This window comes from Enterobacter cloacae complex sp. I2, from assembly GCF_014896205.1.
Taxonomy (GTDB): Bacteria; Pseudomonadota; Gammaproteobacteria; order Enterobacterales; family Enterobacteriaceae; genus Enterobacter; species Enterobacter quasihormaechei.
Genome location: NZ_JADBRA010000022.1, coordinates 1 through 26,381 on the forward strand (window position 1 = coordinate 1; position 26,381 = coordinate 26,381).

A 26,381-nucleotide genomic window follows, 5' to 3' on the forward strand; every position below is an offset into this window, starting at 1 on the left:
GCATGGTAGTGCCATTTTTTATTACGGATAAAAATAAGCTTCAGATAGCTTCTGCGGCAGAGAAATTTGACGTAAACATTGATGTAACCAATAAAACGTATTCGCTCTTTTATGAGATATGTGAAGGAGATGAAATTTATTATAATTTCACTCTCGTTCCGGAAAAAGACACTATCACTGCTAAATTTTTATTAGACGATCCATGGGGAGGGGTAAAAGGCTACCCTCTCAAAGAAGGTGTTTTTTAAAGTGAAAACAACTAAATAAAAAAAATCCACGCCAAAGCGTGGATTTTTTCCGTTCAAAACAAATCAAACGTTAAACAAGAAGTTCATCACGTCGCCATCTTTAACGATGTAGTCTTTCCCTTCCGCACGCATCTTGCCTGCTTCTTTCGCGCCTTGCTCACCCTTGTAGGTGATAAAGTCTTCAAACGCGATGGTCTGGGCACGAATGAAGCCCTTCTCGAAGTCTGTGTGGATCTTACCGGCCGCCTGTGGCGCAGTCGCACCCACTGGAATCGTCCACGCACGCACTTCTTTCACGCCCGCGGTAAAGTAGGTTTGCAGGTTCAGCAGCTCATAACCCGCGCGGATCACGCGGTTCAGGCCCGGCTCTTCCAGACCCAGCTCGGCCATGAACTCTTCACGGTCGGCGTCGTCCAGCTCGGCGATATCGGATTCAACGGCAGCGCAAACCGCTACAACCACAGAACCTTCAGCCGCGGCAATTTCACGCACTTTGTCCAGGTACGGGTTGTTTTCAAAGCCGTCTTCGTTAACGTTGGCGATGTACATGGTTGGCTTCAGCGTCAGGAAGCTCAGGTATTTGATCGCCGCCTTGTCTTCTTCAGTCAGGTTTTTCAGCGCGCGGAGCATGCCCGCGTTTTCCAGCTGTGGCAGACATTTTTCCAGTGCAGCCAGTTCCGCTTTCGCGTCCTTGTCGCCGCCTTTGGCTTTCTTCTGCACGCGGTGAATTGCGCGCTCGCAGGTGTCGAGGTCAGAGAGCGCCAGCTCGGTGTTGATGACGTCGATGTCGTCAGCCGGATCCACTTTATTGTTAACGTGGATGATGTTGTCGTTCTCGAAGCAGCGCACAACGTGGCCGATCGCTTCGGTTTCACGGATGTTGGTCAGGAACTGGTTGCCCAGACCTTCACCTTTGGATGCGCCTTTTACCAGACCCGCGATGTCCACGAACTCCATGGTGGTGGGCAGAATACGCTGCGGCTTCACGATTTCCGCGAGCTGGTCCAGACGCGGATCGGGCATAGGCACAACGCCGGTGTTCGGCTCGATGGTACAGAACGGGAAGTTCGCCGCTTCAATACCTGCTTTGGTGAGCGCGTTGAACAGGGTGGATTTGCCCACGTTTGGCAGACCGACGATACCGCATTTGAATCCCATTTCTAAATCACCTTAATCTCTTGATAATCAATCCGTTAACGATAACCGATTGAAGAAAAGTAAATAACTACGCCTATTATACACGTAACCCGCGCGCCGCGCGGTAAAAATGCCGCAGGGCCTTGTTTATTGCGCTTTGAAAGCGTGCAGTCGATTGGTGGCTTTCGTTAAGCCGTCCTGAAGCCAAATCTCGGTGCAGCGGGCCGCTTCGTCTACCGCTTCGTCAATCAGCTTTTGCTCAGAAACCGGTGGTTTACCGAGTACGAAACCGACAACTTTGTTTTTATCGCCCGGATGACCGATTCCCACGCGCAAACGGTGGAAATTGGGGTTATTGCCCAGTTTGCTGATGATATCTTTCAGACCGTTGTGGCCACCATGACCGCCACCCAGTTTGAACTTCGCCACGCCTGGCGGCAGATCCAGTTCGTCGTGGGCCACCAGAATTTCATCCGGATTGATGCGGTAGAACGTTGCCATGGCCGCCACGGCTTTCCCGCTCAGGTTCATAAAGGTGGTTGGCACCAGCAACCGCACGTCGGCACCCGCAAGATTGATGCGTGAGGTATACCCGTAAAACTTTGGTTCTTCACGCAGAGGCGCGCGCAGACGCTCCGCCAGCAGATCAACATACCAGGCGCCGGCATTATGGCGGGTAGCGGCATACTCTGCGCCCGGATTGGCGAGGCCGACAATCAGTTTAATCGTCACGATTTACTTCCTAATGGGTTCCAGATCTGGTGCGTAGTTTACTGTCTGGCGCGCCGCTTGACAAAGTTCCGCCTGCTGTACATCGAATTGCGAATAATTTCTTATTTGAACAATTAGAATTTCAAGCTGTTCAATGTCTTATTTGTAAATTTTTGTCTGGGAGTTATCTGTAAATGTGATCGCTCGCGCAACTCATATAAGAGGCGTTGTCTATACTTTACACACAAGGAGAAGGGGCTTTTCCCTGACAACCCAAAGTTCCGGAGGTGACATATGAAACGCAAAAACGCTTCGATGCTCGGTAACGTGCTAATGGGGTTGGGACTGTTCGTGATGGTCGCCGGTGTCGGTTATTCAATTTTAAACCAATTACCGCAGCTTGACCTCCCACAATACTTTGCGCATGGCGCGGTGCTGAGCATCTTCCTCGGTGCGGTATTGTGGCTCGCCGGGGCGCGCGTAAGCGGACATGAGGAAGTCTGCGATAAATACTGGTGGGTGCGCCATTACGATAAACGATGCCGCCGCGACCAGCATAAACCCAGCTAGTGTGCCAGCTTTACAAAAGAACGACTCCCTCTGGAGTCGTTCTTTTTTCAGGCTATTTATTCCAGGTCGGTGAGCGCCGCTTCGCGATTTGGGTAAAAGGCCAGTCGGCCAGGGATCGGCTGTACGCCAGCGCGCGCCATCGTGCGTAGTGGCTGAAACTCCAGGTTACTCACCCGCAGCTCGCAGCCTTCCGGCAGACGTTTCACAAAACGCTGGAAGGCATCGAGACCGCCGGCATCCAGCACAGGAACGGCATCCCACTTCAGTACCACAATCCGTTTACCCGCCACACGAGACTCCAGATCGCTGAACAACCCCTCTGCGGCAGCAAAGAACAGGGGGCCAATCACGCGCAGCACCAGCACATCGTCAGGCACCTCAACGTTAACCGGAGAGAGACGCGTCATTTGCGCGATGCGGCGCATAAACAGCAGCGAGGCCAGCACAATGCCGACGCTGATGGCGATAACCATGTCGAACAGCACGGTCAGCGACATACAGATCAGCATCACGATGATGTCGTCTTTCGGCGCACGGCGCAGCAGATTTACCACCTTATGCGCCTCACTCATGTTCCAGGCTACCATCAGCAGCAGGGCAGCCATGGCTGAGAGGGGAAGCCACGAAAGCAGCGGGGCCAGGATCAGCAGCGCCATGATCACCAGCAAAGAGTGGATGACCGCCGACACCGGCGATGTCGCCCCTGCGCGAACGTTCGCGGCGGAACGGGCGATCGCAGCCGTAGCCGTAATGCCGCCGAAGAACGGCGCAACGATGTTCCCTAAGCCCTGGCCGACCAGCTCGCTGTTAGCTTTATGCTTTGTCCCGGTCATGCCGTCGAGCACCACGGCGCAGAGCAGGGATTCAATCGCTCCCAGCATCGCCATGGAGAACGCGGCGGGCAGCAGGGCGCGAAGGGAATCCCAGCTCAGGGTGAAACTCGAACCTGGCATGTCCCACGGCAGAACCAGCTGCGGCAGCAGCTGCGGAATACCGTTACCCTGTGAACCGTCCGCCAGAATATAGTGGAACTGCGAGCCGATAGTGGCGACCTGTCCACCGAGCAGGTTGACGACGCCCATTACCGCGCAGCCCAGCAGCAGGGCGGGCAGATGCCCCGGGAGACGAATGCCAAGGCGAGGCCAGACGACAAGCGTCCCGAGGGTAACGATGCCAATGGCCGCATCGCCCAGGTTGGCCGTCGGCAGCGCCATAAACAGCGCGCCCACTTTCTGTAAATAGTGCTCCGGAACATGGGTCATTTGCAGACCAAGGAAATCCTTAATCTGCATGGTCCCGATGGTGATCCCAATCCCTGAGGTGAACCCCAGCGTCACGGAAAGAGGAATATATTCAATCAGGCGACCGAAACGGGCCAGACCGAACAGAATTAAAAAGACGCCGGACATCAGGGTGGCGACCAGCAGGCCTGCCAGACCAAACTGTTGGGAAACCGGATAAAGGATCACCACGAAGGCGGCGGTTGGGCCGGAAACGCTGAAGCGGGACCCGCCCGTCAGCGCAATCACAATCCCGGCGACCGCCGATGTGTAAAGACCGTACTGTGGCGCGACGCCGCTACCAATCGCCAGCGCCATCGCCAGCGGAATGGCAATAATACCGACGGTGATCCCGGCTATCAGGTCACGGATAAAGCGTGACGAGGTGTACTTTTCTTTCCAGCAGGCGTCGATGAGGGCGCTAAAGGGCAGAACATGTGAGGAGGTTACGTTTTTCACAATTATCTATCATCCGTGTGCGCATCATCTGTCATGTGAATGGCAGGTGAAGGAGGCATAAATCATACAAATGAAAATTATAAATAAAAAAACCCGCCGTAGCGGGTTTTTTGGCCGTGCTCGATCAGTGTTCGAACATTGCAGAGATGGATTCTTCGTTGCTGATACGACGAATCGCTTCGGCCAGCATCCCGGACAGGGTCAACGTACGCACGTTTGGCAGTGCCTTGATCTCGTCGCTCAGTGGGATGGTATCGCACACCACAACTTCATCAATGACGGAGTTACGGAGGTTGTTCACCGCATTGCCGGAGAAGATCGGGTGAGTTGCGTAAGCGAATACGCGTTTCGCACCGCGCTCTTTCAGCGCTTCTGCGGCTTTACACAGCGTACCGCCGGTATCGATCATGTCGTCTACCAACACGCAGTCGCGGCCAGCTACGTCACCGATGATGTGCATCACCTGAGAAACGTTGGCGCGCGGACGGCGTTTGTCGATGATCGCCATGTCGGTATCGTTCAGCAGCTTCGCGATAGCACGAGCACGTACCACGCCGCCGATGTCCGGAGAAACCACGATCGGGTTGTCCAGATTCAGTTGCAGCATATCTTCCAGCAGGATTGGGCTGCCGAATACGTTATCAACCGGAACGTCGAAGAAGCCCTGGATCTGCTCTGCGTGCAGGTCGACCGTCAGTACGCGGTCAACGCCGACGCTGGACAGGAAGTCCGCGACAACTTTAGCGGTGATTGGCACACGCGCGGAACGGACGCGACGGTCCTGGCGGGCATAGCCAAAGTAAGGAATAACAGCAGTGATACGGCCAGCAGAAGCGCGACGCAGCGCGTCGACCATAACAACCAATTCCATCAGGTTGTCGTTCGTTGGAGCACAGGTGGACTGGATGATGAAAATATCACCACCGCGTACATTTTCGTTAATTTGTACGCTGACTTCGCCGTCGCTAAAGCGACCTACAGCGGCGTCGCCGAGGGAAGTGTACAGGCGGTTGGCAATACGTTGTGCTAGTTCCGGGGTGGCGTTACCAGCAAAAAGCTTCATATCAGGCACGAGAAGAACCTCAGGCATGCGTCCAGTGGTGGATAGCGTTCGCCGCAAACTGCGGGGCCTAAGCAAACGCTATCCAGGCGGTGTATTAAAGAGCGTGATGCAACGTCTGGAACAGGGTGACGTTGTCACCGAAACTCAGTCTGCGCCAGAATGGCCTGCTGTAGGGGGGAGGTGTTCATCCCGCGTGCTACAAAACCATGCAGCCAATCCGGCGCTTGCTCAAGCACCTGACGGGCGGCGGATTCGGTGTCAAATTCAGCAAAGACACAGGCCCCTGTACCGGTCAGGCGCGACGGCGCGTATTCTAACAGCCAGGAAAGCACCGCATCAACCTCGCGAAAACGTTTTCTTGCGATATCCTCGCAATCGTTGCTGAATTCACAATTTAATAACGTATCTATTGACCGTACCGGGGTATTTCTTTTCAGGTCAGGATCTTTAAAGATGACCGGGGTAGGAATGCTCACCCCGGGATGAACAATCAGATACCATTTTTCCGGCGGATTAACCGGCGTGAGAATTTCACCCACGCCCTCGGCGAAGGCCGCGTGGCCGCTCACAAATACCGGTACATCTGCGCCCAACGTTAACCCTAACGCTGCCAGCTCGTCCGTTGTCAGACCGCAGCCCCACAGATGGTTAAGCGCCACCAAAACGGTCGCGGCATTTGACGAACCGCCACCAAGACCGCCGCCCATCGGCAGGCGTTTGTCGATACGGATATCCGCACCGCTTCCCGCAGGCAGGCGACCCGACGCCGACGCCGCTTTCATCAACAGGCGCGCGGCACGCACGATCAGGTTATCGTCGTGCGCCACGCCGTCGACCGGCGTCAGCAGGCAAATTTGCCCGTCCTGACGCGGTTCAATGAAAATCGTGTCGCCGTAATCAACAAACTGAAACAGCGTTTGCAGAGTATGATAGCCGTCAGCGCGCTGCCCGGTAATGTAGAGAAACAGGTTCAGTTTTGCAGGAGAGGGCCACTGGGTCATCATTTAACGATCCAGTTGTCCATTTTCAGCTTGATACGCTGGCTGCCCTGCGTCAGCTCCATGTTGGACGGCAGCGACGGTTGCGTCTTACTGTCATACGCGCTGTAGACCACTTTCCAGGTTTTACCGCCCTGGGTGTAGTTCACCTGGCTCAGACGGTATTGATCGTCGAGCGTATAGTCGGTCGCATCACCCGGCAGGCCAAGGATCCACTGGCGCAGGCTATTGAGCGGAATCGGCATCCCGGTTAATTTGCCAATCATCTCTTCGGCGTCGGTGGCCGTGTAGTGCTGGCCTTTATTGTCGGTGATCTGCGCCTCGCCAGGCTTCGCGTTAAGCTCCAGTTCGGTGCTGCCCAGCGGGTTCAGCAACAGCAGGCGATAGTTGTCCTGACCCGTTTGCTGCCAGAAGAAACGGGCGTAAACCTTTTGTTCGTCAGAGAGATAGGCAAACGCACCGCGGGTCTGGTACTGGCTTAACTTCAGCACGTCCTGCTGGTGCTGGCGCCACTGCGGTGAGTCGGGGCTTTTGCCGGGGCCTTTCGGCTGATGAACGGAACAGGCGGTCAGAACCAGGGCCGCCAGAGGCAGCAGGCGAATCATTCGGGTCATAATGATGACAAATCCTTGAGATACGTTGCAGTTATAAGTGTTAATGCTAGCGTTGAAGGGTGTCACCGTCTACGTTCAAATTATCTCAAAGCGTTGAGTAACCTATTACTCCGAAAGGGTGCGGTCTCTTTTATTGATCTCGCGCATCCTGTATGATGCGTCCTGCTAACCTTATTAACGCTGGTACTACTCCCGCTCAACATGACCCTATTAGCACTCGGTATTAACCACAAAACAGCCCCGGTTTCACTGCGAGAACGCGTTACGTTTTCGCCGGATACGCTCGACCTGGCGCTGGACAGCCTGCTTGCACAGCCGATGGTGCAGGGCGGCGTGGTGCTGTCGACGTGCAACCGTACCGAGCTGTATTTGAGCGTAGAAGAGCAGGACAACCTGCACGAGGCGCTGATCCGCTGGCTATGTGACTACCACAATCTCAACGAAGAAGAGCTGCGCAACAGCCTGTACTGGCATCAGGATAACGATGCGGTCAGCCATCTGATGCGCGTTGCCAGCGGTCTGGATTCGCTGGTGCTGGGCGAGCCGCAGATCCTCGGCCAGGTGAAAAAAGCCTTCGCGGATTCCCAGAAAGGGCATCTGAAAGCCAGCGAGCTGGAGCGTATGTTCCAGAAGTCATTCTCTGTGGCGAAGCGTGTGCGAACCGAAACCGACATTGGTGCCAGTGCGGTTTCGGTTGCTTTCGCGGCCTGTACCCTTGCCCGTCAAATCTTTGAATCGCTGTCGACCGTCACCGTACTGCTGGTGGGGGCGGGCGAAACCATCGAGCTGGTGGCGCGCCATCTGCGCGAACACAAAGTGAAAAAGATGATCATCGCCAACCGCACCCGCGAACGTGCGCAGGTGCTGGCAGATGAAGTGGGCGCTGAGGTGATTGCGCTGAGCGACATCGATGAACGTCTGAAAGAGGCGGACATTATTATCAGCTCGACCGCCAGTCCGCTGCCGATCATCGGGAAAGGGATGGTCGAGCGTGCGCTGAAATCCCGCCGCAATCAGCCTATGCTGCTGGTGGACATCGCCGTTCCGCGCGATGTCGAACCGGAAGTGGGCAAACTGGCCAATGCCTACCTCTACAGCGTGGACGACCTGCAAACCATCATTTCGCACAACCTTGCCCAGCGTAAAGCGGCGGCAGTGCAGGCGGAAACTATCGTTGAGCAGGAAACCAGTGAATTTATGGCCTGGCTGCGCGCCCAAAGCGTCAGCGAGACTATCCGCGAGTACCGCGGTCAGGCGGAGCAGGTGCGTGATGACCTGACGGCCAAAGCGCTGGCGGCCCTTGAACAGGGCGGCGACGCGCAGGCGATTATGCAGGATCTGGCCTGGAAACTGACCAACCGCCTGATCCATGCGCCAACCAAATCTCTTCAGCAGGCTGCCCGTGACGGGGACGATGAACGCCTGACTATTCTGCGCAACAGCCTCGGGCTGGAATAGCGCCCTATACCCATTTTCTATGACAAGGTGCATTTACGCCTATGAAGCCTTCTATCGTCGCTAAACTGGAAACTCTGCACGAGCGCCATGAAGAAGTCCAGGCGCTGCTCGGCGATGCCGGGACCATTGCCGACCAGGAACGTTTTCGCGCGCTGTCGCGTGAATACGCGCAGTTAAGTGATGTTTCAAAATGCTTTACCGACTGGCGACAGGTCCAGGAAGATATCGAAACCGCGCAGATGATGCTCGACGATCCTGAAATGCGCGAGATGGCGCAGGAAGAGTTACAGGACGCCAAAGCGCGTTCAGAAGAGATGGAGCAGCAGCTTCAGGTACTTCTCCTGCCGAAAGATCCGGACGATGAGCGTAACGCCTTTGTGGAAGTGCGCGCCGGTACCGGCGGCGACGAAGCGGCGCTGTTTGCCGGGGATCTGTTCCGTATGTACAGCCGTTATGCGGAATCACGCCGCTGGCGCGTGGAGATCATGAGCGCCAACGAAGGCGAGCATGGCGGCTACAAAGAGGTTATCGCCAAAATCAGCGGCGACGGCGTCTATGGTCGGCTGAAGTTTGAATCCGGCGGTCACCGCGTGCAGCGCGTGCCGGCGACCGAATCGCAGGGACGTATTCACACCTCAGCCTGCACGGTGGCGGTCATGCCCGAGCTGCCGGAAGCGGAACTGCCGGACATCAACCCGGCGGATCTGCGTATCGACACCTTCCGCTCGTCAGGGGCGGGCGGTCAGCACGTTAACACCACCGACTCCGCCATCCGTATTACTCACCTGCCGACCGGGATTGTGGTGGAGTGTCAGGACGAACGTTCCCAGCACAAAAACAAAGCCAAGGCGTTGTCCGTGCTGGGCGCGCGCATTCACGCGGCGGAAATGGCGAAACGCCAGCAGGCGGAAGCGTCAACCCGTCGTAACCTGCTGGGCAGCGGCGATCGCAGCGACCGTAACCGCACCTATAACTTCCCGCAGGGCCGCGTCACCGATCACCGCATTAACCTGACGCTCTACCGTCTGGATGAGGCGATGGAAGGGAAGCTCGATATGCTGATTGAGCCTATCGTGCAGGAATACCAGGCCGACCAGCTGGCGGCGCTGTCCGAGCAGGATTAATGGATTTTCAACGCTGGCTACGCCATGCCGCCAGCGCGCTTTCCGCGAGCGAAAGCCCGAAGCGCGACGCTGAAATCCTGCTGGAACACGTGACGGGCAAAGCCCGGACGTATTTGCTGGCCTTCGGTGAAACCGAACTGACCGCTGAACAGCTGGCGCAGCTGGAAGTGCTCCTTGACCGCCGTAAAACCGGCGAGCCGGTGGCGCATCTGGTGGGCGAACGTGAGTTCTGGTCGCTGCCGCTGTACGTCTCGGCGGCCACGCTGATCCCGCGCCCGGACACCGAGTGTCTGGTGGAGCAGGCGCTGGCGCGGCTGCCGGCGCAGGGCTGCCCTGTTCTCGACCTCGGTACCGGCACCGGCGCGATTGCGCTGGCGCTGGCCAGCGAGCGACCGGACTGCACCGTCACGGCGGTGGACGTGATGCCTGATGCGGTCACGCTGGCGCAGCGTAACGTTGCGCGCCTGGGGCTGAGCAATGTTTCCGTTCTGCAAAGCAGCTGGTTCGCCGCGCTTGAAGGCCGCATGTTTGACATGATTGTCAGTAATCCACCCTACATTGACGAAGACGATCCGCATCTCGCGCAGGGCGACGTTCGCTTTGAACCGCTGACGGCGCTGGTCGCTGCGAATCACGGACTTGCGGATCTCGATCACATTGTGACAACGTCACGGCAACATTTGCTTCCCGGTGGCTGGCTGCTGGTGGAACATGGGTGGACGCAGGGGGAGGCGGTGCGAGCGCTGTTTACGCGTGCCGGATACGCCGCGGTGGAAACCTGCCGGGATTACGGCGGCAACGAACGCCTCACGCTGGGGCAGTGGGCATGAAAGCAGTCGATACGCCATTTACTGATAAAGGCGCATGGCTGACTGAGACGCTGTTTGGCGTTATCATCTACATCGTTTTGGGTTTTATCGCGCGTAGGCGTTACCGTCCGCGCAGCCAGCACGCTTTTTGCTGGGTCTGGTGGTGCTGTACATCATCATTAAACTCGCCACCACAAGAATACCGTTACTGGGGTAAGTCATGAGGTCCTTAGCCGATTTCGAATTTAACAAAGTGCCGCTCTGCGATGGCATGATCCTGATTTCAGAGATGATCCGCGACGATTTCACGTCGCAGTACGTTTACGCTGAACTGGAAAATCTGGTCAGCCTGGCGCGCGAAGAGATCAATCAGGCACGTCCGCAGGACTGGCAATTAGAGAAGCTGATAGAGCTTTTCTACGGCGAATGGGGTTTCTGCGACACGCGAGGCGTATATCGCCTGTCTGACGCACTGTGGCTGGACCAGGTGTTGAAAAATCGTCAGGGCAGCGCCGTCGCGTTGGGCGCCATTTTACTGTGGGTTGCGCACCGGCTGGATATTCCGCTGGTGCCGGTCATTTTCCCGACGCAGATGATTTTGCGGGCGGAGTGGCTGGACGGGGAGATGTGGTTAATCAATCCGTTTAACGGCGACACGCTGGATGAACATACGCTGGACGTCTGGCTGAAGGGCAATATTAGCCCTATTGCTGAGCTCTTCAATGAAGATCTCGATGAAGCCGACAACGCTGAGGTGATCCGCAAGCTGCTGGATACGCTGAAGTCTGCGCTGATGGAAGAGCGTCAGATGGAGCTGGCCCTGCGCGCAAGCGAAGTGCTGTTGCAGTTCAATCCGGAAGATCCGTACGAAATCCGCGATCGCGGCCTGATTTATGCGCAGCTCGACTGTGAGCACGTGGCGCTGAATGATTTGAATTATTTCGTCGAGCAATGTCCGGAAGATCCGATCAGCGAAATGATTCGCGCGCAGATCAACGCGATCGCGCATAAACACATTACACTGCATTAATCTTAATTCCGATTCACACCTGAATAAGGCGATCCTATGAAACAAAAAGTGGTTAGCATTGGTGATATCAACGTGGCAAACGACCTGCCGTTCGTGCTGTTTGGCGGTATGAACGTGCTGGAATCCCGCGATCTCGCTATGCGCATCTGCGAACACTACGTGACCGTGACCCAAAAGCTGGGCATCCCGTACGTGTTTAAAGCCTCTTTTGACAAAGCCAACCGCTCCTCCATTCACTCCTACCGTGGCCCGGGCCTGGAAGAGGGGATGAAGATTTTCCAGGAGCTGAAACAGACGTTTGGCGTGAAAGTGATCACCGACGTGCACGAAGCCTCTCAGGCGCAGCCCGTGGCTGACGTAGTAGACGTGATTCAGCTTCCGGCGTTCCTGGCTCGCCAGACTGACCTGGTTGAAGCGATGGCGAAAACCGGTGCCGTGATTAACGTGAAGAAACCGCAGTTTGTGAGCCCAGGCCAGATGGGTAACATCGTCGACAAGTTTATCGAAGGCGGTAACGACCAGGTGATCCTGTGCGACCGTGGTTCAAACTTCGGTTACGACAACCTGGTTGTGGATATGCTGGGCTTCAGCGTGATGAAGAACGTCTCTAACCAGTCTCCGGTGATTTTCGACGTAACCCACTCTCTGCAATGCCGCGACCCGTTTGGTGCAGCGTCCGGCGGCCGTCGTGCGCAGGTGACCGAACTGGCACGCGCCGGGATGGCAACCGGCCTGGCGGGCCTGTTCATTGAAGCGCACCCGGATCCGGCTAACGCGAAATGCGACGGTCCATCCGCGCTGCCGCTGGATAAGCTGGAGCCGTTCCTGAAGCAGATCAAGGCGATTGACGATCTGGTGAAGAGCTTCGACGAGCTGGATACCAGCAACTAATAAAAAAACCCGCTTCGGCGGGTTTTTTTATAGGGCATATTGCCGGGTGGCGCTGCGCTTACCCGGCCTACAAAACCGTAGGCCCTGCAAGCGAAGCGCCGCTGGGCAAAAACACTACGCAAATATCGTCATCAGATACGCAATAAACAGCGCCATATGTGCCGCGCCGTTAAGCACATTGGTGCGACCGGTAGAGAAGGAGATCTGGCACAGCAGCAGCGACGCCACCATCACAATCATCTCTGGCGCCCCCAGCGCAAACTGCAATTCATTCCCCGTCATAAAGGCAATCAACGTTACCACCGGAACGGTAAGGGAGATGGTCGCCAGTACGGAGCCGAAGAACAGGTTCATCGCACGCTGCACCTGATTGTTCAGCACCGCTTTCAGCGCTCCCAGGCCTTCTGGCGACAGGATCAGCAGTGCTACCAGGAAACCGGTAAAGGCGACCGGCGCGTTCAGTTCGGTTAACAGCGTTTCCAGCGGGTTGGCGTTCATCTTGGTGACAGCGATAACCGCAATCAGATGCACGATCAGCCAAACCGTGTGCCACGCGCTGCTGTGGGCCGACGGCTTGCCGTGGTGCGGGTCATCGTCGTCGCTGTCATCTTCATGTTCGTAAACAAACAGGCTCTGGTGCGTTTTGGTCTGAATGAGCAGGAACACGCCATACATCGCCGCGGAAATCAGCGCGACCAGCAGCGCCTGGCCAGTGGAGAAGTTTGCACCCGGCAGCGCCATCGGGAATACCAGCACAATAATCGCCAGCGGGAACAGGGCAATCAGATACTGTTTAATGCCAAAAAGGTTCATGTACTGGGTGGCAAATTTACGGCCACCGAGTAAAAGCGAGAAACCGACCAGGCCGCCGGTGACAATCATGATGATGGAATAGAGCGTATCGCGCATTAACGTTGGCGCGGCGTCGCCGGTCGCCATCAATGCGGAAATTAAGCTGACTTCAAGAATAACAACCGAAAGACTTAATATTAATGAGCCGTACGGCTCTCCCAGACGGTGTGCTAAGACATCCGCATGGCGGACGACGCTAAATGCGCTGGTTAAAATACCTACCAGCGCCAGAATATTGATCCCGACCACCACTGGCAGTGACTGACTGCTTCCCCAGAAGAGCAGCACAGCCAGTGCCAGAACCGGGAAAATGAGAGACGTCTCCTTGTGGCGGGTCTTTACCGCCTCGTGTGTTGCTGTCATGTGCTTCTCCGTCAATGCAGGTGCTTGTAATTATAGATAGATTTTGAGGACATTAAACTAACAGAAATCTGTTAAATACCCTTTGTTTTTTACTTAATTTTACCCTTTGCTATGTTTTTTATGCTTGAGGGTTATAATACCTCATCTTCATAAAATAATAATTAAATAACAACACGTTGTGATTTTAAGTCGTTCATTTCTTCCTGTCGGCTGGCACCCTGGCGTATCCTCGTCCACACTTATCTTTTAGCCAAAAAGAGAGGTTAACGATGCCATACAAATCGAAAAGCGAATTACCGGATAACGTGCAACACGTATTGCCTGCCCACGCGCAGGATATCTACAAAGAAGCCTTTAACAGCGCCTGGGATCAGTACAAAGATAAAGAGGACCGCCGGGATGATGCCAGCCGTGAAGAGACGGCGCATAAGGTAGCCTGGGCCGCCGTAAAAAATGACTATGAAAAGGGAGACGATGATAAATGGCACAAAAAGAAATAGCCGCCAGCTAATACGCTGCCTTCGCTTTGACTTTTCAGGCGGTTGACCTGCCGTTGTATTGCATCTGGCCCGCGAATTGCTTATCGTTGCTCGGCTGCTGTTAAAATGAACAGCGCAGAATGCCGGGAAGGCGAACTACAGATGTCGCAAGGAAGCATGCAGTGGCGGAGGTGTAATGTGTTAACGCGTGATTTCTTGATGAAGGCAGATTGTAAAACGGCATTTGGTGCTATTGAGGAATCGCTTCTGTGGTCGGCTGAACAACGTGCGGCGTCGCTTGCGGCAACGCTGGCCTGCCGCCCGGATGATGGCCCGGTCTGGATTTTTGGCTATGGCTCGCTGATGTGGAACCCGGCGCTGGAGTATGTCGAATCGGCAACCGGCACGCTGCCGGGCTGGCATCGTGCGTTCTGTTTGCGCCTGACGGCCGGACGCGGCAGCGCCTGTCAGCCTGGCCGCATGCTTGCACTAAAAGAGGGCGGGCGCACCACGGGCGTGGCATACCGCCTGCCGGATGCTACCCTGGAAGACGAGCTGACGCTGCTGTGGAAGCGCGAGATGATTACCGGCTGCTATATGCCCAGCTGGTGCAGGCTGGAACTGGACGATGGCCGTACCGTAAACGCACTGGTGTTTATTATGGATCCGCGCCATCCACTCTATGAAGCCGACACCCGAACCCAGGTGATTGCCCCGCTGATTGCCGCCGCCAGCGGACCGCTGGGCACGAACGCCCAGTATCTTTTTTCGCTCGATCAGGAGCTGAAGCGTCTCGGTATGCAGGACGACTGTCTGAGCGAGCTGGTGGTGAAGGTGAAAACGCTATTGGAGGGCAACCCGCTCAGCAACACGCTGCGCCCCGGTTTTGCCTGAACACGACGCCCGGCTGAACGGGCGTCCACTGCTCGCCTTAAAAAGTTAACACCTTGTCCGCAGCCAGCGTCCACTCGGCAAGCTCAGGCAGCGTGCCGATCTCAACCCCATCAATCAGCGGTAGCCCGGTAATGCCGCGCCCGTCCGTGCAGGTTTTACACAGTTTGACTGGCACATCTTGCGCCGTGAGGATCTCCAGCATCTGCTGAATGTTGTAGCCTTCAGCCGGTTTCTGTCCTTTCAGCCCCGCAGTGACCGCATCCGACATCAAAAACAGCCGCAAATCGGTTTCGCTCTCTTTTTCGCGCAGGGCGATCGCCAGACGCAAGCTGTTGAAGAGGGATTCGCTGCCGTAGGCCGCCCCGTTGGCGACGATAACGATTTTTTGCATGTTGACTCCTGTTCTTTTAAAGGCACGAATATTGCTTGTCTCAGCGGAGATGACCGATCCGGGAGAGAGAAGATGACGACAATCACTGGCCGTTTGCCCGGCGCAACCGAATGGTTCCAGCGCGCAACATATCAGCGCAGGGAACAGCTCAGCAGACTTGCGCAGCTGGGAGAGCTGGTGAACAGCATTAGCCAGCTGGTGCATATGCTACAGTGTGAGCGCGGCGCGTCAAACGTCTGGCTTTGCTCGCAGGGCAAACTGTATGCCCCGGAATGCAAAGCCAGCCGGGGGCTGGTGGATGAAAACCTGGCGGTATTGCTTACCCTGCTGAATGGCCAGGCGTCGATGCCGGGAAGTGCCGTCTGTGAACGCATCGCCGTTGCGCTGCAATGTCTGGAGACGCTGCCGGCCCTTCGCGAGGGCGTGACGCAGCAAAGTATTACCGCTCCTCAGGCGATGGAGCACTATAGCCGGATGCTTCGCCATCTGCTCAGTATCGTCCCGCAGCTCAATGACAGCATTGACGATCCGCACATTGCGGGCCGTTTCGTCGCGCTTTTTAGCCTGATGCAGGGCAAAGAGCTGGTGGGGCAGGAGCGCGCGCTGGGGGCAATTGGTTTTACCCTGGGGTTTTTTGATGATGAAACCCGCCAGAGGCTGGTGGACCGGATCGACGGGCAGCAGGCCTGCTTCGATATCTTTCTTTCTCACAGCCGCGCCGGGGTGCAGGAGGCGTTTGCCCAGAACTGCCTGCCGGGCCTGGAAACCGAGCAGCTGAGACGCGTGGCCTGTACCCGCCAGCCCGGTGCTAACGGTGGTAACGTCGCGCTGACGTGGTTTACCTTACAGACAAGCCGCCTTGAGCATCTGCGCACGCTCGAGGAGGGGATGATCGCCGATCTCATGCTGACGGTGGAGGAACGTCTTCGCAGCGAGGACGGCCGCGGCCTGTTAAGCGATCCCGATGAACCTCTCGCGCCTTACCCGGATAAACCTCTGCTTACGCTGGTGCGCCAGCAGGCGCGCGAGATAGAACAGCTTTCCCGCCAGCTTGCCTCGCTGCGCGATACGCTGGAAGAGCGGAAGACCATCGACAAAGCCAAAAGCGTACTGATTGCCCACCAGAATATGAGCGAAGAGCAGGCGTGGACTGCCCTGCGAAAAATGGCGATGGATAAAAACCAGCGCATGGTGGATATCGCCCGTGCGCTGCTCACCGTCAAGAACCTCTGGCCAGTCATCCCTAAGGAGTAGTTGCACGATAGGTGGGCATTTTCTGCCTGTTTAGAGTGCGCCAAATCACCTTCAGGCGAAGTAAGGCCTGAAAAACAAGGGATTAAAAGCTGGCATTATCTTTGCATTAACAGATTAACCATTTCTGACGATGCGCCAACGGCGGTGCATGCGTCTTCGGGATAAAGGCGTCCAGCGGTGCTTCAGCACCGTCGGGCGCTTTTTTTTTGCTTTTTTTCAGGAGCGATTATGGCGGATTTGTCGAGACGGCGGCTATTGCAGGCCAGCCTACTGGCGAGTGGCGCGATGCTGTTGCCGGGTGTCATGCAGGCCGCGAGGGCGGCGGGGTCAGATAAGCCAGAGCAGGATACCGTGCGTATCGGGTTTATTCCCCTGACCGACTGCGCGCCAGTGGTTATCGCGGCCCTGAAGGGGTTCGATAAAAAGCATGGCATTACCATTGTGCCGACCAAAGAGGCGAGCTGGGCGGCGGTGCGCGACAAGCTGGTGGCGGGCGAACTGGACGCCGCGCACATTCTTTACGGTCTGCTGTACGGGCTGGAGCTGGGGATCGCGGGCAAGCCACAGCAGATGGCGAACCTGATGACCCTCAATCAGAACGGCCAGGCCATCACGCTTTCAGGCGATCTGGCGGAGAAGGGCGTTCGTGACCTCGACGAGCTGAAAAAGCTGATCGGCCAGCAGGCGCCGGGAACCTACACCTTCGCGCATACCTTCCCGACGGGGACCCACGCCATGTGGCTCTACTACTGGCTGGCCAGCGCGGGCATCAATCCCTTTGACGACGTCCGCACCGTGGTGGTGCCGCCACCGCAGATGGTAATGAACATGCGCATCGGCAACATGGTCGGGTTTTGCGTCGGCGAGCCGTGGAACGCGCGGGCGATTAACGACCGCATCGGCTTTACCGCCGCCACGTCGCAGTCCATCTGGGCCGATCACCCGGAAAAAATCCTCGGCACCCGCCGCGACTGGGTGGCGAAAAATCCGCACACCGCGCGGGCGCTGGTGAGCGCCGTAATGGAAGCCGCGCGCTGGATCGACGCGTCGGCGGAAAACAAACGTGAAACCGCGCAGATCCTCTCTCGCCGCGCCTGGCTGAACTGCAAGGAACAGTACCTCACCGGACGCATGCTCGGCGAGTACGACAACGGCCTGGGCCAGCGCTGGCAGGATGCGCACCCGATCCGCTTCTTCAACGAAGGGGCCGTGAGCTACCCGTACCTCTCCGACGGGATGTGGTTCTTAACCCAGTTCCGCCGCTGGGGCTTGCTTAACGCCGCGCCGGACTATGCGGGTATCGCACAGCGCATTAACCAGACCGCGGTCTGGCAGGATGCCGCTACCGCCGTGGGCGGCATGTCCACACCGTCATCACCGTATCGCAGCAGCACCCTGATGGACGGCACCGTCTGGAACGGCACCGATCCGGAAGGATACGCCAACCGCTTCGCCATTCACCGTAAAGGGGCCTGAGTATGCCGCATCTGCAAAACAGGAAACCACAAGAGACGTCAGAGAGCGGGGAAGTGATTGTCCTGCCTCCGTTACAGGTTCGCCGCCGCACGCCCGCCTTTGCGCGCCGGATGAACGATTTTTTACAGCGCGTCATCCCGGCGCTGCTCGGTCTCGGGCTGCTGGTGATGCTCTGGCAGCTGGCAGCGATAAGCAGTAAAGGCTTTCCGACGCCGCTCAGCACGCTTGATTCGGCCATAACCCTGTTCGCCGATCCGTTTTATCGTGACGGGCCAAACGATATGGGCATCGGCTGGAACGTGCTTGCGTCGTTGCAGCGCGTCGCCATCGGTTTTGGCCTGGCGGCGCTGGCGGGCATTCCGCTGGGCTTTTTGATTGGCCGCTTCACCTTTTTCTCACGCATGTTTAACCCGCTGATCGCGCTCCTGCGCCCGGTCAGCCCGCTGGCCTGGCTGCCCATCGGCCTGCTGCTGTTCCAGAAGGCGGAGCCGGCATCGAGCTGGACCATTTTTATCTGCTCCATCTGGCCAATGGTCATAAACACCGCCGAAGGGGTGCGCCGCATTCCGCAGGACTACCTGAACGTGGCCCGCGTGCTGCAACTCTCCGAGTGGACCATCCTGCGCCGCATTCTTTTTCCTGCCGTGCTGCCTGCGGTGCTGACCGGGGTACGCCTCTCCATCGGCATTGCCTGGCTGGTGATTGTCGCCGCCGAGATGCTCACCGGGGGCCTGGGCATTGGCTTCTGGATCTGGAATGAGTGGAACAACCTCAACGTTGAAAACATTCTCATCGCCATCGTCATCATTGGCGTGGTCGGGTTGCTGCTGGAGCAAGGGCTGATGCTGATCGCCCGTCGCTTTAGCTGGCAGGAAAAATAAGGAGCAAAGATGAAACCGTTAATTCAGGTCCAGGCCGTGAGCCAGCGTTTTTCCACTGCCAGCGGCGAGTTTCTGGCGCTGCAAAACGTCTCTTTCGATATCCACGAGGGCGAAACCGTCAGTCTGATTGGTCACTCCGGCTGCGGCAAGTCGACGCTGTTAAACCTGATCGCCGGGATCGCGCTGCCTACGGAAGGCGGACTGATTTGCGACAACCGCGAAATCGCCGGGCCGGGGCCCGAGCGCGCGGTGGTGTTCCAGAACCATTCGCTGCTGCCGTGGTTAACCTGCTTCGACAACGTGGCGCTGGCGGTGGATCAGGTGTTCCGTCACACCATGAGTAAGGGCGAGCGCAAAGAGTGGATTGAGCACAACCTCGACCGCGTGCAGATGGGCCATGCGCTGCATAAGCGCCCCGGAGAGATCTCCGGCGGCATGAAGCAGCGCGTGGGGATTGCCCGGGCGCTGGCGATGAAACCCAAAGTGCTGCTGATGGATGAGCCGTTTGGCGCGCTGGATGCCCTGACGCGAGCCCATTTGCAGGACTCGGTAATGCAGATCCAGCAGGCGCTGAACACCACCATTGTGCTCATCACCCACGACGTGGACGAGGCGGTACTGCTTTCTGACCGGGTGCTGATGATGACCAACGGCCCGGCGGCCACCGTGGGCGAGATCCTGCGCGTCGATCTGCCGCGCCCACGTAACCGGGTGCAGCTGGCGGACGACGGCCGCTATCACCACATGCGTCAGCAAATTCTCCATTTCCTCTACGAAAAACAGCCGAAAGCGGCATAACGAGGAGGCACGATGCGACTGGTCATTATCGGTAATGGTATGGCGGCAACCCGGCTGATTGCTTCGCTGACCGAGCGTGCTCCCGGTCGCGTTGCGATTACGGTAATCGGTGACGAGCCGCAGCACGCCTATAACCGCATCCAGCTCTCACCGGTTCTCGGCGGAGAAAAGCAGGCGGAGCACCTCTGTCTGCACGATGAAGGCTGGTATACGGCACGAGGCGTGACGGTGCTGCGAGGAGAAACGGCGCTCGGCGTTGACCTGAACGCGCATGAAGTGCGTACCACCGCCCGCACGCTGAGCTGGGATGCGCTGGTGTTTGCCACCGGGTCGACACCTGTTGTGCCGCCGATCCCCGGCGGCGACGCACCGCACGTGTTTACCTTTCGCACCCTGGCAGAGACCTGCGCCATTCAGAACATCTCCGGACCGGCAGTCGTGTTGGGCGGCGGGGTGCTCGGCGTGGAGGCGGCGGCCGCGCTGGCCCTTTCAGGTGACAACGTCACGCTCGTGCATCGCGGCCCGTGGCTGATGGAGCAGCAGCTTGACCAGCAGGCGAGCGTGCTGCTGGAAGAGGCGCTGGCGGAGCGGGGCGTGCGCTGTGAACTCGCCTCCGGCATCGCGGCGATCAACGCGAATAGCGTGACGCTGCTCAGCGGACGCCGTGTCGACGCCGCGCGCGTGGTGCTGGCGACCGGCGTGCAGCCCAACGTCGCGCTGGCGCGGGCCAGCGGCATCCGCTGCGTGCGCGGCATTGTGGTGGATCAGCAGATGCAAACCTCCGTGCCGAATATCTACGCCATTGGCGAGTGCTGCGAAATTGACGGCCAGACGTTTGGCCTGGTCGCCCCCTGTCTGGCGCAGGCGGACATCCTCGCCGCGCGCCTCGCCGGTGACGTAACCGCGCCCTTTACCCTGACTGACAACGGCGTGCGTCTTAAGGTGACCGGCGTGGAGCTGTTTAGCCTCGGTCGCGCCACGGCGCGCGCGGACGATGTGGTCTGGAGCTCATGGGATCCGCTGACCCGCCACTATCGTCGTTTACTGATCCATCGCGGGGCGCTGGCTGGCGTGCTGCTGATGGGCGACTGCCGCAGCTCGGCGACATTTACCGATTTACTGGCAACGGCTGCGCCCGCACACGCGGACTGGCTGTTCGATCGTTTCACAACGCAACCGCAGGTTGCAGGACAGAACGCTATGACAAAACCTACTCTGGTGGTGGTTGGGCACGGTATGGTCGGCCATCATTTCCTCGAAGACTGCGTTAACCGCAATCTGCATCAGCAGTATCAGATCGTTGTCTTTGGCGAAGAGCGCTATGCCGCCTACGACCGCGTGCATCTGTCGGAGTATTTTGGTGGACGCAGCGCGGACTCGCTCTCGCTGGTGGAGGGAGATTTCTTTGCCGACAACGGCATTGAGCTGCGCCTGTCGCAGCAGATCGTCGCTGTCGATCGTGAAGCGCACGTGCTGCGTACCGTCAGCGGCCATGAGATCCACTGGGACAAGCTGGTGCTGGCCACAGGCTCGTACCCCTTCGTGCCGCCGGTACCGGGCAACGATCTGCCGGGCTGCTTTGTCTACCGTACCCTTGACGACCTGGACAATATCGCGGCCCACGCGGCGGGCTCGCGCCGCGGCGTGGTGATTGGCGGCGGCCTGCTCGGGCTGGAGGCCGCGAATGCCCTCAAACAGCTCGGGCTGGAAACCCACGTGGTGGAGTTCGCGCCGAATCTGATGGCGGTGCAGCTCGACAATGACGGCGCGGCGATGCTGCGCAGGAAAATCGAGGCGCTGGGCGTGGGCGTTCACACCAGTAAAGCCACCACGGAAATTGCTTCGACGCCCGACGGGCTGGTGCTGCGCTTTGCCGACGGTGAACATCTCGAAACGGACATGGTGGTCTTCTCTGCCGGCATTCGTCCGCAGGACGCGCTGGCGCGCAGCGGCGGGCTGGCTATCGGTGAGCGCGGCGGGATTTGCATTGACGACGCCTGCCGGACCTCCGATCCGAACGTGTTTGCCATCGGTGAATGCGCGCTGTGGGAGGAGAAAATCTTTGGTCTGGTGGCCCCGGGCTACCAGATGGCGCGCGTGGCCGCCGCCGTGCTGGCGGGTGAGGAGAAACGCTTCACCGGTGCGGATATGAGCACCAAGCTCAAGCTGCTCGGCGTGGACGTGGCGTCGTTTGGGGATGCCCACGGGCGCACGCCGGGGGCGCTAAGCTACCAGTGGACGCATGGGCCACAGCAAATCTACAAAAAAATCGTGGTCAGCCACGACAGCAAAACTCTGCTAGGCGGCGTGCTGGTGGGCGATGCCAGCGAATACGCCACGCTGGTGCAGATGATGCTCAACGGCATCAGTCTGCCAAAAGCGCCGGAAACGCTGATCTTACCGGCTTCGTCAGGCAGCGCGCCGAAAGCGCTGGGCGTGGCGGCGTTGCCGGAAAGCGCGCAGATCTGTTCGTGTCATAACGTCAGCAAAGGCGATATTTGTCAGGCGGTGGGCGCGGGGGCAACGGATCTCGGCGCCATTAAGCAGTGCACCAGAGCGGCGACCGGCTGCGGTGGCTGTAGCGCGCTGGTGAAGCAGGTGATGGAGTTCCAGCTTGCGGAGCAGGGCGTGGAGGTGAAAAAGGACATCTGCGAACACTTCCCGTACTCGCGCCAGGAGATTTACCACCTCGTGCGCGTCAACCATATCCGAACCTTCGACCAGCTTATCAGCCGCTACGGTCAGGGGCACGGGTGCGAGATCTGTAAGCCGCTGGTGGGGTCCGTGCTGGCCTCCTGCTGGAACGAGTATCTGCTCAAACCGGCGCACCTGCCGTTGCAGGATACCAACGACCGATACTTCGCCAATATCCAGAAGGACGGAACGTACTCCATCGTGCCGCGCATGCCTGCGGGTGAAGTGACCGCCGACGGGCTGATCGCCATCGGCCAGATAGCGAAACGCTATAGCCTTTACAGCAAAATCACCGGCGGGCAGCGTATTGACCTGTTTGGCGCCACGCTCGAACAGTTGCCGGAGATCTGGCAGGCGCTGGTTGAGGCAGGGTTTGAAACCGGGCACGCCTATGGAAAATCCCTGCGCACGGTGAAATCCTGCGTCGGGTCGACCTGGTGCCGCTACGGCGTTCAGGACTCTACCGGCCTCGCGGTCAGGCTGGAGCACCGCTACAAGGGGCTGCGCGCGCCGCACAAAATTAAAATGGCGGTTTCCGGCTGTACCCGCGAGTGCGCAGAGGCGCAGAGCAAGGACGTGGGGGTGATTGCCACGGATAAAGGCTGGAACCTCTACCTGTGCGGCAACGGCGGGATGAAGCCGCGCCACGCGGATCTTTTCGCCAGCGATCTGGACGACGAAACGCTGATCCGCACCGTCGACCGCTTCCTGATGTTCTATATCCGCACGGCAGATCGCCTGCAACGCACCAGTACCTGGATGGACAACCTGGAAGGCGGGCTCGACTATCTGCGTGAGGTGATCCTGAACGACAGCCTCGGGATCGCCCACGAGCTGGAGCAGGAGATGGCCCGGGTGGTTGAGACGTACCAGTGTGAATGGCAAACCACCCTTAACGATCCTGACCGCCTGGCGCTGTTCCGCACCGCGGTGAACCACCCTGTCGTGGAGGAAAGCAAGCGCTGGCAGGAAATTTGCGGCATTGACGATATCCCGGAGCAGGCGGGCATCGGCGCGCATCTTGGGCGCAAGCCGATTGCGCTGTTCCGCTTTGGTCAAACCGTTTATGCCCTCGACGATCGGGAACCGGGCAGCCGCGCGAACGTGCTTTCGCGCGGCATCCTCGGCGATGCGGCGGGCGAACCGGTCGTTGTCTCTCCGCTCTACAAGCAGCGCATTCGCCTGCGCGACGGCTGCCAGGTGGAGAGCGGCGAACCCGCGGTGCGCGCCTGGCCGGTAAAAATTGAAAACGGCAAGGTGTGGGTTGGCAATGAAGAGCTGGTGATGCGCGCGGAGGCCTCATGACGGAAACCCGGACAACGTGCCCTTACTGCGGCGTGGGCTGCGGGGTGGTCGCCAGCGTAGACGGCGAAAAGGTAAGCATCCGGGGAGATGAAACCCATCCTGCGAATTTTGGGCGGCTGTGCGTGAAGGGATCCGCCCTCGGAGAAACGACGGGGTTGCAGGGACGCCTGCTGCGCCCGATGGTCGACGGCCTGGAGGTCGACTGGCCCGATGCGCTGGGCGAAGCGGGCGAGCGGCTGCGGAACATCATCAGCGAATGGGGCCCGCAGGCGGTGGCGTTTTACGCCTCCGGTCAGCTGTTGACCGAGGATTACTATGCCGCCAACAAGCTGATGAAAGGATTTATCGGGGCGGCGAACATTGATACCAACTCGCGGTTATGTATGTCATCGGCGGTGGCGGGCTACAAACGCGCCTTCGGTGAAGACGTGGTGCCGTGCAGCTACGAAGATGTGGAAAACAGCGATCTGGTGGTGCTGGTCGGGTCCAACGCGGCCTGGACGCATCCGGTGCTGTATCAGCGTCTGGTGCAGGCAAAACACAACAATCCGCAGATGAAAGTGGTGGTGATTGACCCGCGTAAAACCGCCACCTGCGATGTCGCAGACCTGCATCTGGCGCTGAAACCCGGCAGCGACGCCGGGCTGTTTGTGGGGTTGCTCAACCTGATTCAGGGGAGCGGTGAGTGGACTATCCCTCGTGTGGCGGCGTTTTGCGACCTGACGCCAGACGAGATTGGCACCTTCTACGACTGGTTTGTCACCGCGCCCCGCGCGATCACGCTCTACACCATGGGGATCAACCAGTCCTCCAGCGGCAGCGACAAGTGTAACGCCATTATTAACGTGCATCTTGCCAGCGGGAAGTTCAACCGTCCGGGCTGCGGCCCGTTTTCGCTGACCGGACAGCCAAACGCCATGGGCGGGCGGGAAGTGGGCGGGCTGGCGAATCAGCTGGCGGCACACATGAATTTTGAGCCGGACGATCTCGCGCGCGTGGCCCGCTTCTGGGGCACCGAGCGGCTGGCGCAGACCCCGGGCCTGATGGCGGTGGAACTGTTTGACGCCATTGCCCGCGGCGAGGTGAAGGCGGTGTGGATCATGGGCACCAACCCCGCCGTGTCGCTGCCGGACAGCCACGCGGTGTGCCAGGCGCTGGCGGCCTGTCCGCTGGTTATTGTTTCTGAGGTGATGCAGGAGACGGACACCAGCCGGTTTGCCCATATACGTTTTCCCGCCCTGGGGTGGGGCGAGAAAAACGGCACGGTGACGAACTCTGAACGCCGCATCTCCCGCCAGCGCGCCTTTCTGCCTGCGCCCGGTGAGGCCAAACCGGACTGGTGGATCGTCGCCCGGATCGCAGAGCAACTCGGCTATGGCGAGGCCTTTGCCTGGGAACATCCTCAGGAGATCTTTTGTGAACACGCGGCGCTGACGGCGTATGAAAATAACGGCGAACGGGCCCTGAACCTGCACGAGCTGGCGTCGTTGACGCGAGAGGCGTGGGACGATCTGGCGCCGTACCAGTGGCGCGCCGGTGATTTCCCGCAAAGAACGATTGTTCCGGTTGAGCCCTCAACGCATGGCGCCTGCGTTAACGAACTGTACCCGTTAATACTGAACAGCGGGCGCATCCGCGATCAGTGGCACACCATGACGCGCACGGGGTATGTTCCGCGCCTGATGCAGCATATCGACGAGCCCTTTGTTGAGATAAGCGCAGCCGATGCGGCGCGCGCGACCCTGGCGGACGGCCAGCTGGCACGCATAAGCTCCCCGCGCGGAGTGATGGTTGCCAGAGTACGTATTTCCCCCGGGCAGCGTGCGGGCGAGCTGTTTGCGCCGATGCACTGGAACGCGCAGTTTGCCCGGCAGGGGAAGGTCAATGCGCTGGTGGAGGGACGGGTGGATGCCTGTTCCGGCCAGCCTGAGAGTAAACAAACGGCGGTAAGGATCATGCCCTGGCTCCCCGCCTGGCAGGGAGAACTGTATGCCCGCGAACTGCCGGCGTTGCCGCCGTCGGTCTGCTGGTGGCGTAAAGCCTCACGTCTGACGGTAGCGGGTGATCGGCCTCTGCTGTCGTGGATTATGGCGTATGCCAGCGCCCGGGGCTGGCAGCTACAGGTGGCTCAGACGGGGGAACGCAGTAGCGTACTGGCCTGGCATCTCGGCGAATTGATGCTTGGCTACTGGGAGGGCCATACGCTGCCGGCGCTGGCGCATGCGTTTATTGAAGAAGCCTTTGCTTCTGCGCCCGTACAAATCGCTGAACGCCATGCGCTGCTGCACGGACAACGGCCGGGTGAAGGTGCCGATCCCGGTCGAATTATCTGTAGCTGCTTCAGCGTGGGTGAAAACACGATACGCCAGGCGATAGCCGGAGGCTGTGATTCTGCGACAGCGCTGGGAGTGAAGTTGCGCTGCGGGACTAACTGCGGCTCCTGCGTGCCGGAGCTGAAAGGGCTGTTGGGATAATGGCGTCGGGTGGCGGCTACGCCTTACCCGACCTACACATTCGTACCGGCCCGTAGGTCGGGTAAGGCGTAGCCGCCACCCGACAAATCTTTTCAGGATATTCCTGAAATTTATGTTAAGGCTGGTTT

At 58.5% G+C, this 26,381-nt stretch carries 22 protein-coding genes and 2 pseudogenes; 16 read left to right on the forward strand and 8 right to left on the reverse strand.

Translation table 11 applies throughout. The annotated features are described in order from the left end of the window. Nucleotides 1-248: pseudogene (locus IM300_RS18135) on the forward strand (hypothetical protein); the annotation flags it as partial. Between the two features lie 63 nt (nucleotides 249-311). Here IM300_RS18135 and ychF read toward each other — a convergent pair. Both ychF and pth read right to left on the reverse strand, forming a co-directional pair. Further along, nucleotides 312-1,406 carry a redox-regulated ATPase YchF gene (gene ychF, locus IM300_RS18140; RefSeq protein ID WP_010432886.1) on the reverse strand — a complete coding sequence of 365 codons (1,095 nt, stop codon included), beginning with the start codon at nucleotides 1,404-1,406 and terminating at the stop codon, nucleotides 312-314. A 126-nt stretch (nucleotides 1,407-1,532) separates the two neighbouring features. Beyond that, nucleotides 1,533-2,117: an aminoacyl-tRNA hydrolase gene (gene pth / locus IM300_RS18145; protein ID WP_006810922.1), complete on the reverse strand. Its 585-nt coding sequence runs from the start codon at nucleotides 2,115-2,117 to the stop codon at nucleotides 1,533-1,535. A 273-nt stretch (nucleotides 2,118-2,390) separates the two neighbouring features. On the opposite strand from pth, the gene ychH reads away from it, so the two are divergent. Further along, nucleotides 2,391-2,666, forward strand: coding sequence for a stress-induced protein YchH (gene ychH / locus IM300_RS18150; RefSeq protein ID WP_063865908.1), 276 nt, complete (start codon nucleotides 2,391-2,393; stop codon nucleotides 2,664-2,666). A gap of 56 nt (nucleotides 2,667-2,722) precedes the next feature. Here ychH and dauA read toward each other — a convergent pair whose 3' ends face one another. The 4 genes from dauA to lolB all read right to left on the reverse strand — a co-directional run bounded on the left by dauA (nucleotide 2,723) and on the right by lolB (nucleotide 7,080). Continuing rightward, the gene (gene dauA, locus IM300_RS18155) at nucleotides 2,723-4,405 is read right to left on the reverse strand and encodes a C4-dicarboxylic acid transporter DauA (RefSeq protein ID WP_193037696.1); all 1,683 of its coding nucleotides are present in this window, start codon (nucleotides 4,403-4,405) and stop codon (nucleotides 2,723-2,725) included. A gap of 124 nt (nucleotides 4,406-4,529) precedes the next feature. After that, complete coding sequence (prs, locus tag IM300_RS18160) at nucleotides 4,530-5,477, reverse strand: ribose-phosphate diphosphokinase (protein ID WP_003856663.1); 948 nt, start codon at nucleotides 5,475-5,477, stop codon at nucleotides 4,530-4,532. A gap of 125 nt (nucleotides 5,478-5,602) precedes the next feature. Beyond that, the gene (ispE, locus tag IM300_RS18165) at nucleotides 5,603-6,472 is read right to left on the reverse strand and encodes a 4-(cytidine 5'-diphospho)-2-C-methyl-D-erythritol kinase (RefSeq protein WP_193037699.1); all 870 of its coding nucleotides are present in this window, start codon (nucleotides 6,470-6,472) and stop codon (nucleotides 5,603-5,605) included. Further along, nucleotides 6,469-7,080 (reverse strand): lipoprotein insertase outer membrane protein LolB, encoded by a 612-nt coding sequence (gene lolB, locus IM300_RS18170; protein ID WP_003856665.1) that lies wholly within the window; start codon nucleotides 7,078-7,080, stop codon nucleotides 6,469-6,471. The genes ispE and lolB overlap by 4 nt, the downstream gene beginning before the upstream one ends. 201 nt (nucleotides 7,081-7,281) lie before the next feature. On the opposite strand from lolB, the gene hemA reads away from it, so the two are divergent. From hemA to kdsA, 6 genes and pseudogenes are all read left to right on the forward strand, one after another. Next, nucleotides 7,282-8,538, forward strand: coding sequence for a glutamyl-tRNA reductase (gene hemA, locus IM300_RS18175; protein ID WP_063452225.1), 1,257 nt, complete (start codon nucleotides 7,282-7,284; stop codon nucleotides 8,536-8,538). Between the two features lie 41 nt (nucleotides 8,539-8,579). Further along, nucleotides 8,580-9,662: a peptide chain release factor 1 gene (prfA, locus tag IM300_RS18180; RefSeq protein WP_193037701.1), complete on the forward strand. Its 1,083-nt coding sequence runs from the start codon at nucleotides 8,580-8,582 to the stop codon at nucleotides 9,660-9,662. Next, nucleotides 9,662-10,492: a peptide chain release factor N(5)-glutamine methyltransferase gene (gene prmC, locus IM300_RS18185; protein WP_193037703.1), complete on the forward strand. Its 831-nt coding sequence runs from the start codon at nucleotides 9,662-9,664 to the stop codon at nucleotides 10,490-10,492. Before prfA ends, prmC begins: the two co-directional genes overlap by 1 nt. 14 nt (nucleotides 10,493-10,506) lie before the next feature. Then, a pseudogene (locus IM300_RS18190) lies at nucleotides 10,507-10,688 on the forward strand (SirB2 family protein); the annotation flags it as partial. Nucleotides 10,689-10,691: 3 nt separating this feature from the next. After that, complete coding sequence (gene sirB1, locus IM300_RS18195; RefSeq protein WP_022648376.1) at nucleotides 10,692-11,501, forward strand: invasion regulator SirB1; 810 nt, start codon at nucleotides 10,692-10,694, stop codon at nucleotides 11,499-11,501. 36 nt (nucleotides 11,502-11,537) lie between these two features. Further along, a complete protein-coding gene (gene kdsA / locus IM300_RS18200; protein ID WP_003856671.1) occupies nucleotides 11,538-12,392 on the forward strand; it encodes a 3-deoxy-8-phosphooctulonate synthase in 855 nt (284 codons plus the stop codon). A 114-nt stretch (nucleotides 12,393-12,506) separates the two neighbouring features. Here kdsA and chaA read toward each other — a convergent pair whose 3' ends face one another. Then, entirely contained in the window at nucleotides 12,507-13,607 is a 1,101-nt protein-coding gene (gene chaA, locus IM300_RS18205) for a sodium-potassium/proton antiporter ChaA (protein ID WP_024907071.1), read from the reverse strand. Between the two features lie 269 nt (nucleotides 13,608-13,876). On the opposite strand from chaA, the gene chaB reads away from it, so the two are divergent. Both chaB and IM300_RS18215 read left to right on the forward strand, forming a co-directional pair. Further along, complete coding sequence (chaB, locus tag IM300_RS18210) at nucleotides 13,877-14,107, forward strand: putative cation transport regulator ChaB (protein ID WP_063865900.1); 231 nt, start codon at nucleotides 13,877-13,879, stop codon at nucleotides 14,105-14,107. A 177-nt stretch (nucleotides 14,108-14,284) separates the two neighbouring features. Next, nucleotides 14,285-14,980 carry a gamma-glutamylcyclotransferase gene (locus IM300_RS18215; protein WP_063452227.1) on the forward strand — a complete coding sequence of 232 codons (696 nt, stop codon included), beginning with the start codon at nucleotides 14,285-14,287 and terminating at the stop codon, nucleotides 14,978-14,980. 37 nt (nucleotides 14,981-15,017) lie between these two features. Here IM300_RS18215 and IM300_RS18220 read toward each other — a convergent pair whose 3' ends face one another. Beyond that, nucleotides 15,018-15,371, reverse strand: coding sequence for a DsrE/DsrF/TusD sulfur relay family protein (locus IM300_RS18220; RefSeq protein ID WP_063452228.1), 354 nt, complete (start codon nucleotides 15,369-15,371; stop codon nucleotides 15,018-15,020). A 72-nt stretch (nucleotides 15,372-15,443) separates the two neighbouring features. Between IM300_RS18220 and nasR the strand changes: the two genes are divergently transcribed. The 6 genes from nasR to IM300_RS18250 all read left to right on the forward strand — a co-directional run bounded on the left by nasR (nucleotide 15,444) and on the right by IM300_RS18250 (nucleotide 26,253). Continuing rightward, a complete protein-coding gene (nasR, locus tag IM300_RS18225) occupies nucleotides 15,444-16,625 on the forward strand; it encodes a nitrate regulatory protein NasR (RefSeq protein ID WP_107535496.1) in 1,182 nt (393 codons plus the stop codon). A 228-nt stretch (nucleotides 16,626-16,853) separates the two neighbouring features. Next, nucleotides 16,854-18,101 carry a CmpA/NrtA family ABC transporter substrate-binding protein gene (locus IM300_RS18230; RefSeq protein WP_107535495.1) on the forward strand — a complete coding sequence of 416 codons (1,248 nt, stop codon included), beginning with the start codon at nucleotides 16,854-16,856 and terminating at the stop codon, nucleotides 18,099-18,101. A 2-nt stretch (nucleotides 18,102-18,103) separates the two neighbouring features. Next, a complete protein-coding gene (gene ntrB, locus IM300_RS18235) occupies nucleotides 18,104-18,982 on the forward strand; it encodes a nitrate ABC transporter permease (protein WP_107535494.1) in 879 nt (292 codons plus the stop codon). A 9-nt stretch (nucleotides 18,983-18,991) separates the two neighbouring features. Next, nucleotides 18,992-19,780 (forward strand): ABC transporter ATP-binding protein, encoded by a 789-nt coding sequence (locus IM300_RS18240; RefSeq protein WP_107535493.1) that lies wholly within the window; start codon nucleotides 18,992-18,994, stop codon nucleotides 19,778-19,780. Between the two features lie 12 nt (nucleotides 19,781-19,792). Further along, nucleotides 19,793-23,779 (forward strand): nitrite reductase large subunit NirB, encoded by a 3,987-nt coding sequence (gene nirB / locus IM300_RS18245; protein ID WP_193037705.1) that lies wholly within the window; start codon nucleotides 19,793-19,795, stop codon nucleotides 23,777-23,779. Then, the gene (locus tag IM300_RS18250; RefSeq protein ID WP_193037707.1) at nucleotides 23,776-26,253 is read left to right on the forward strand and encodes a nitrate reductase; all 2,478 of its coding nucleotides are present in this window, start codon (nucleotides 23,776-23,778) and stop codon (nucleotides 26,251-26,253) included. Before nirB ends, IM300_RS18250 begins: the two co-directional genes overlap by 4 nt. Nucleotides 26,254-26,381: the final 128 nt, after the last annotated feature.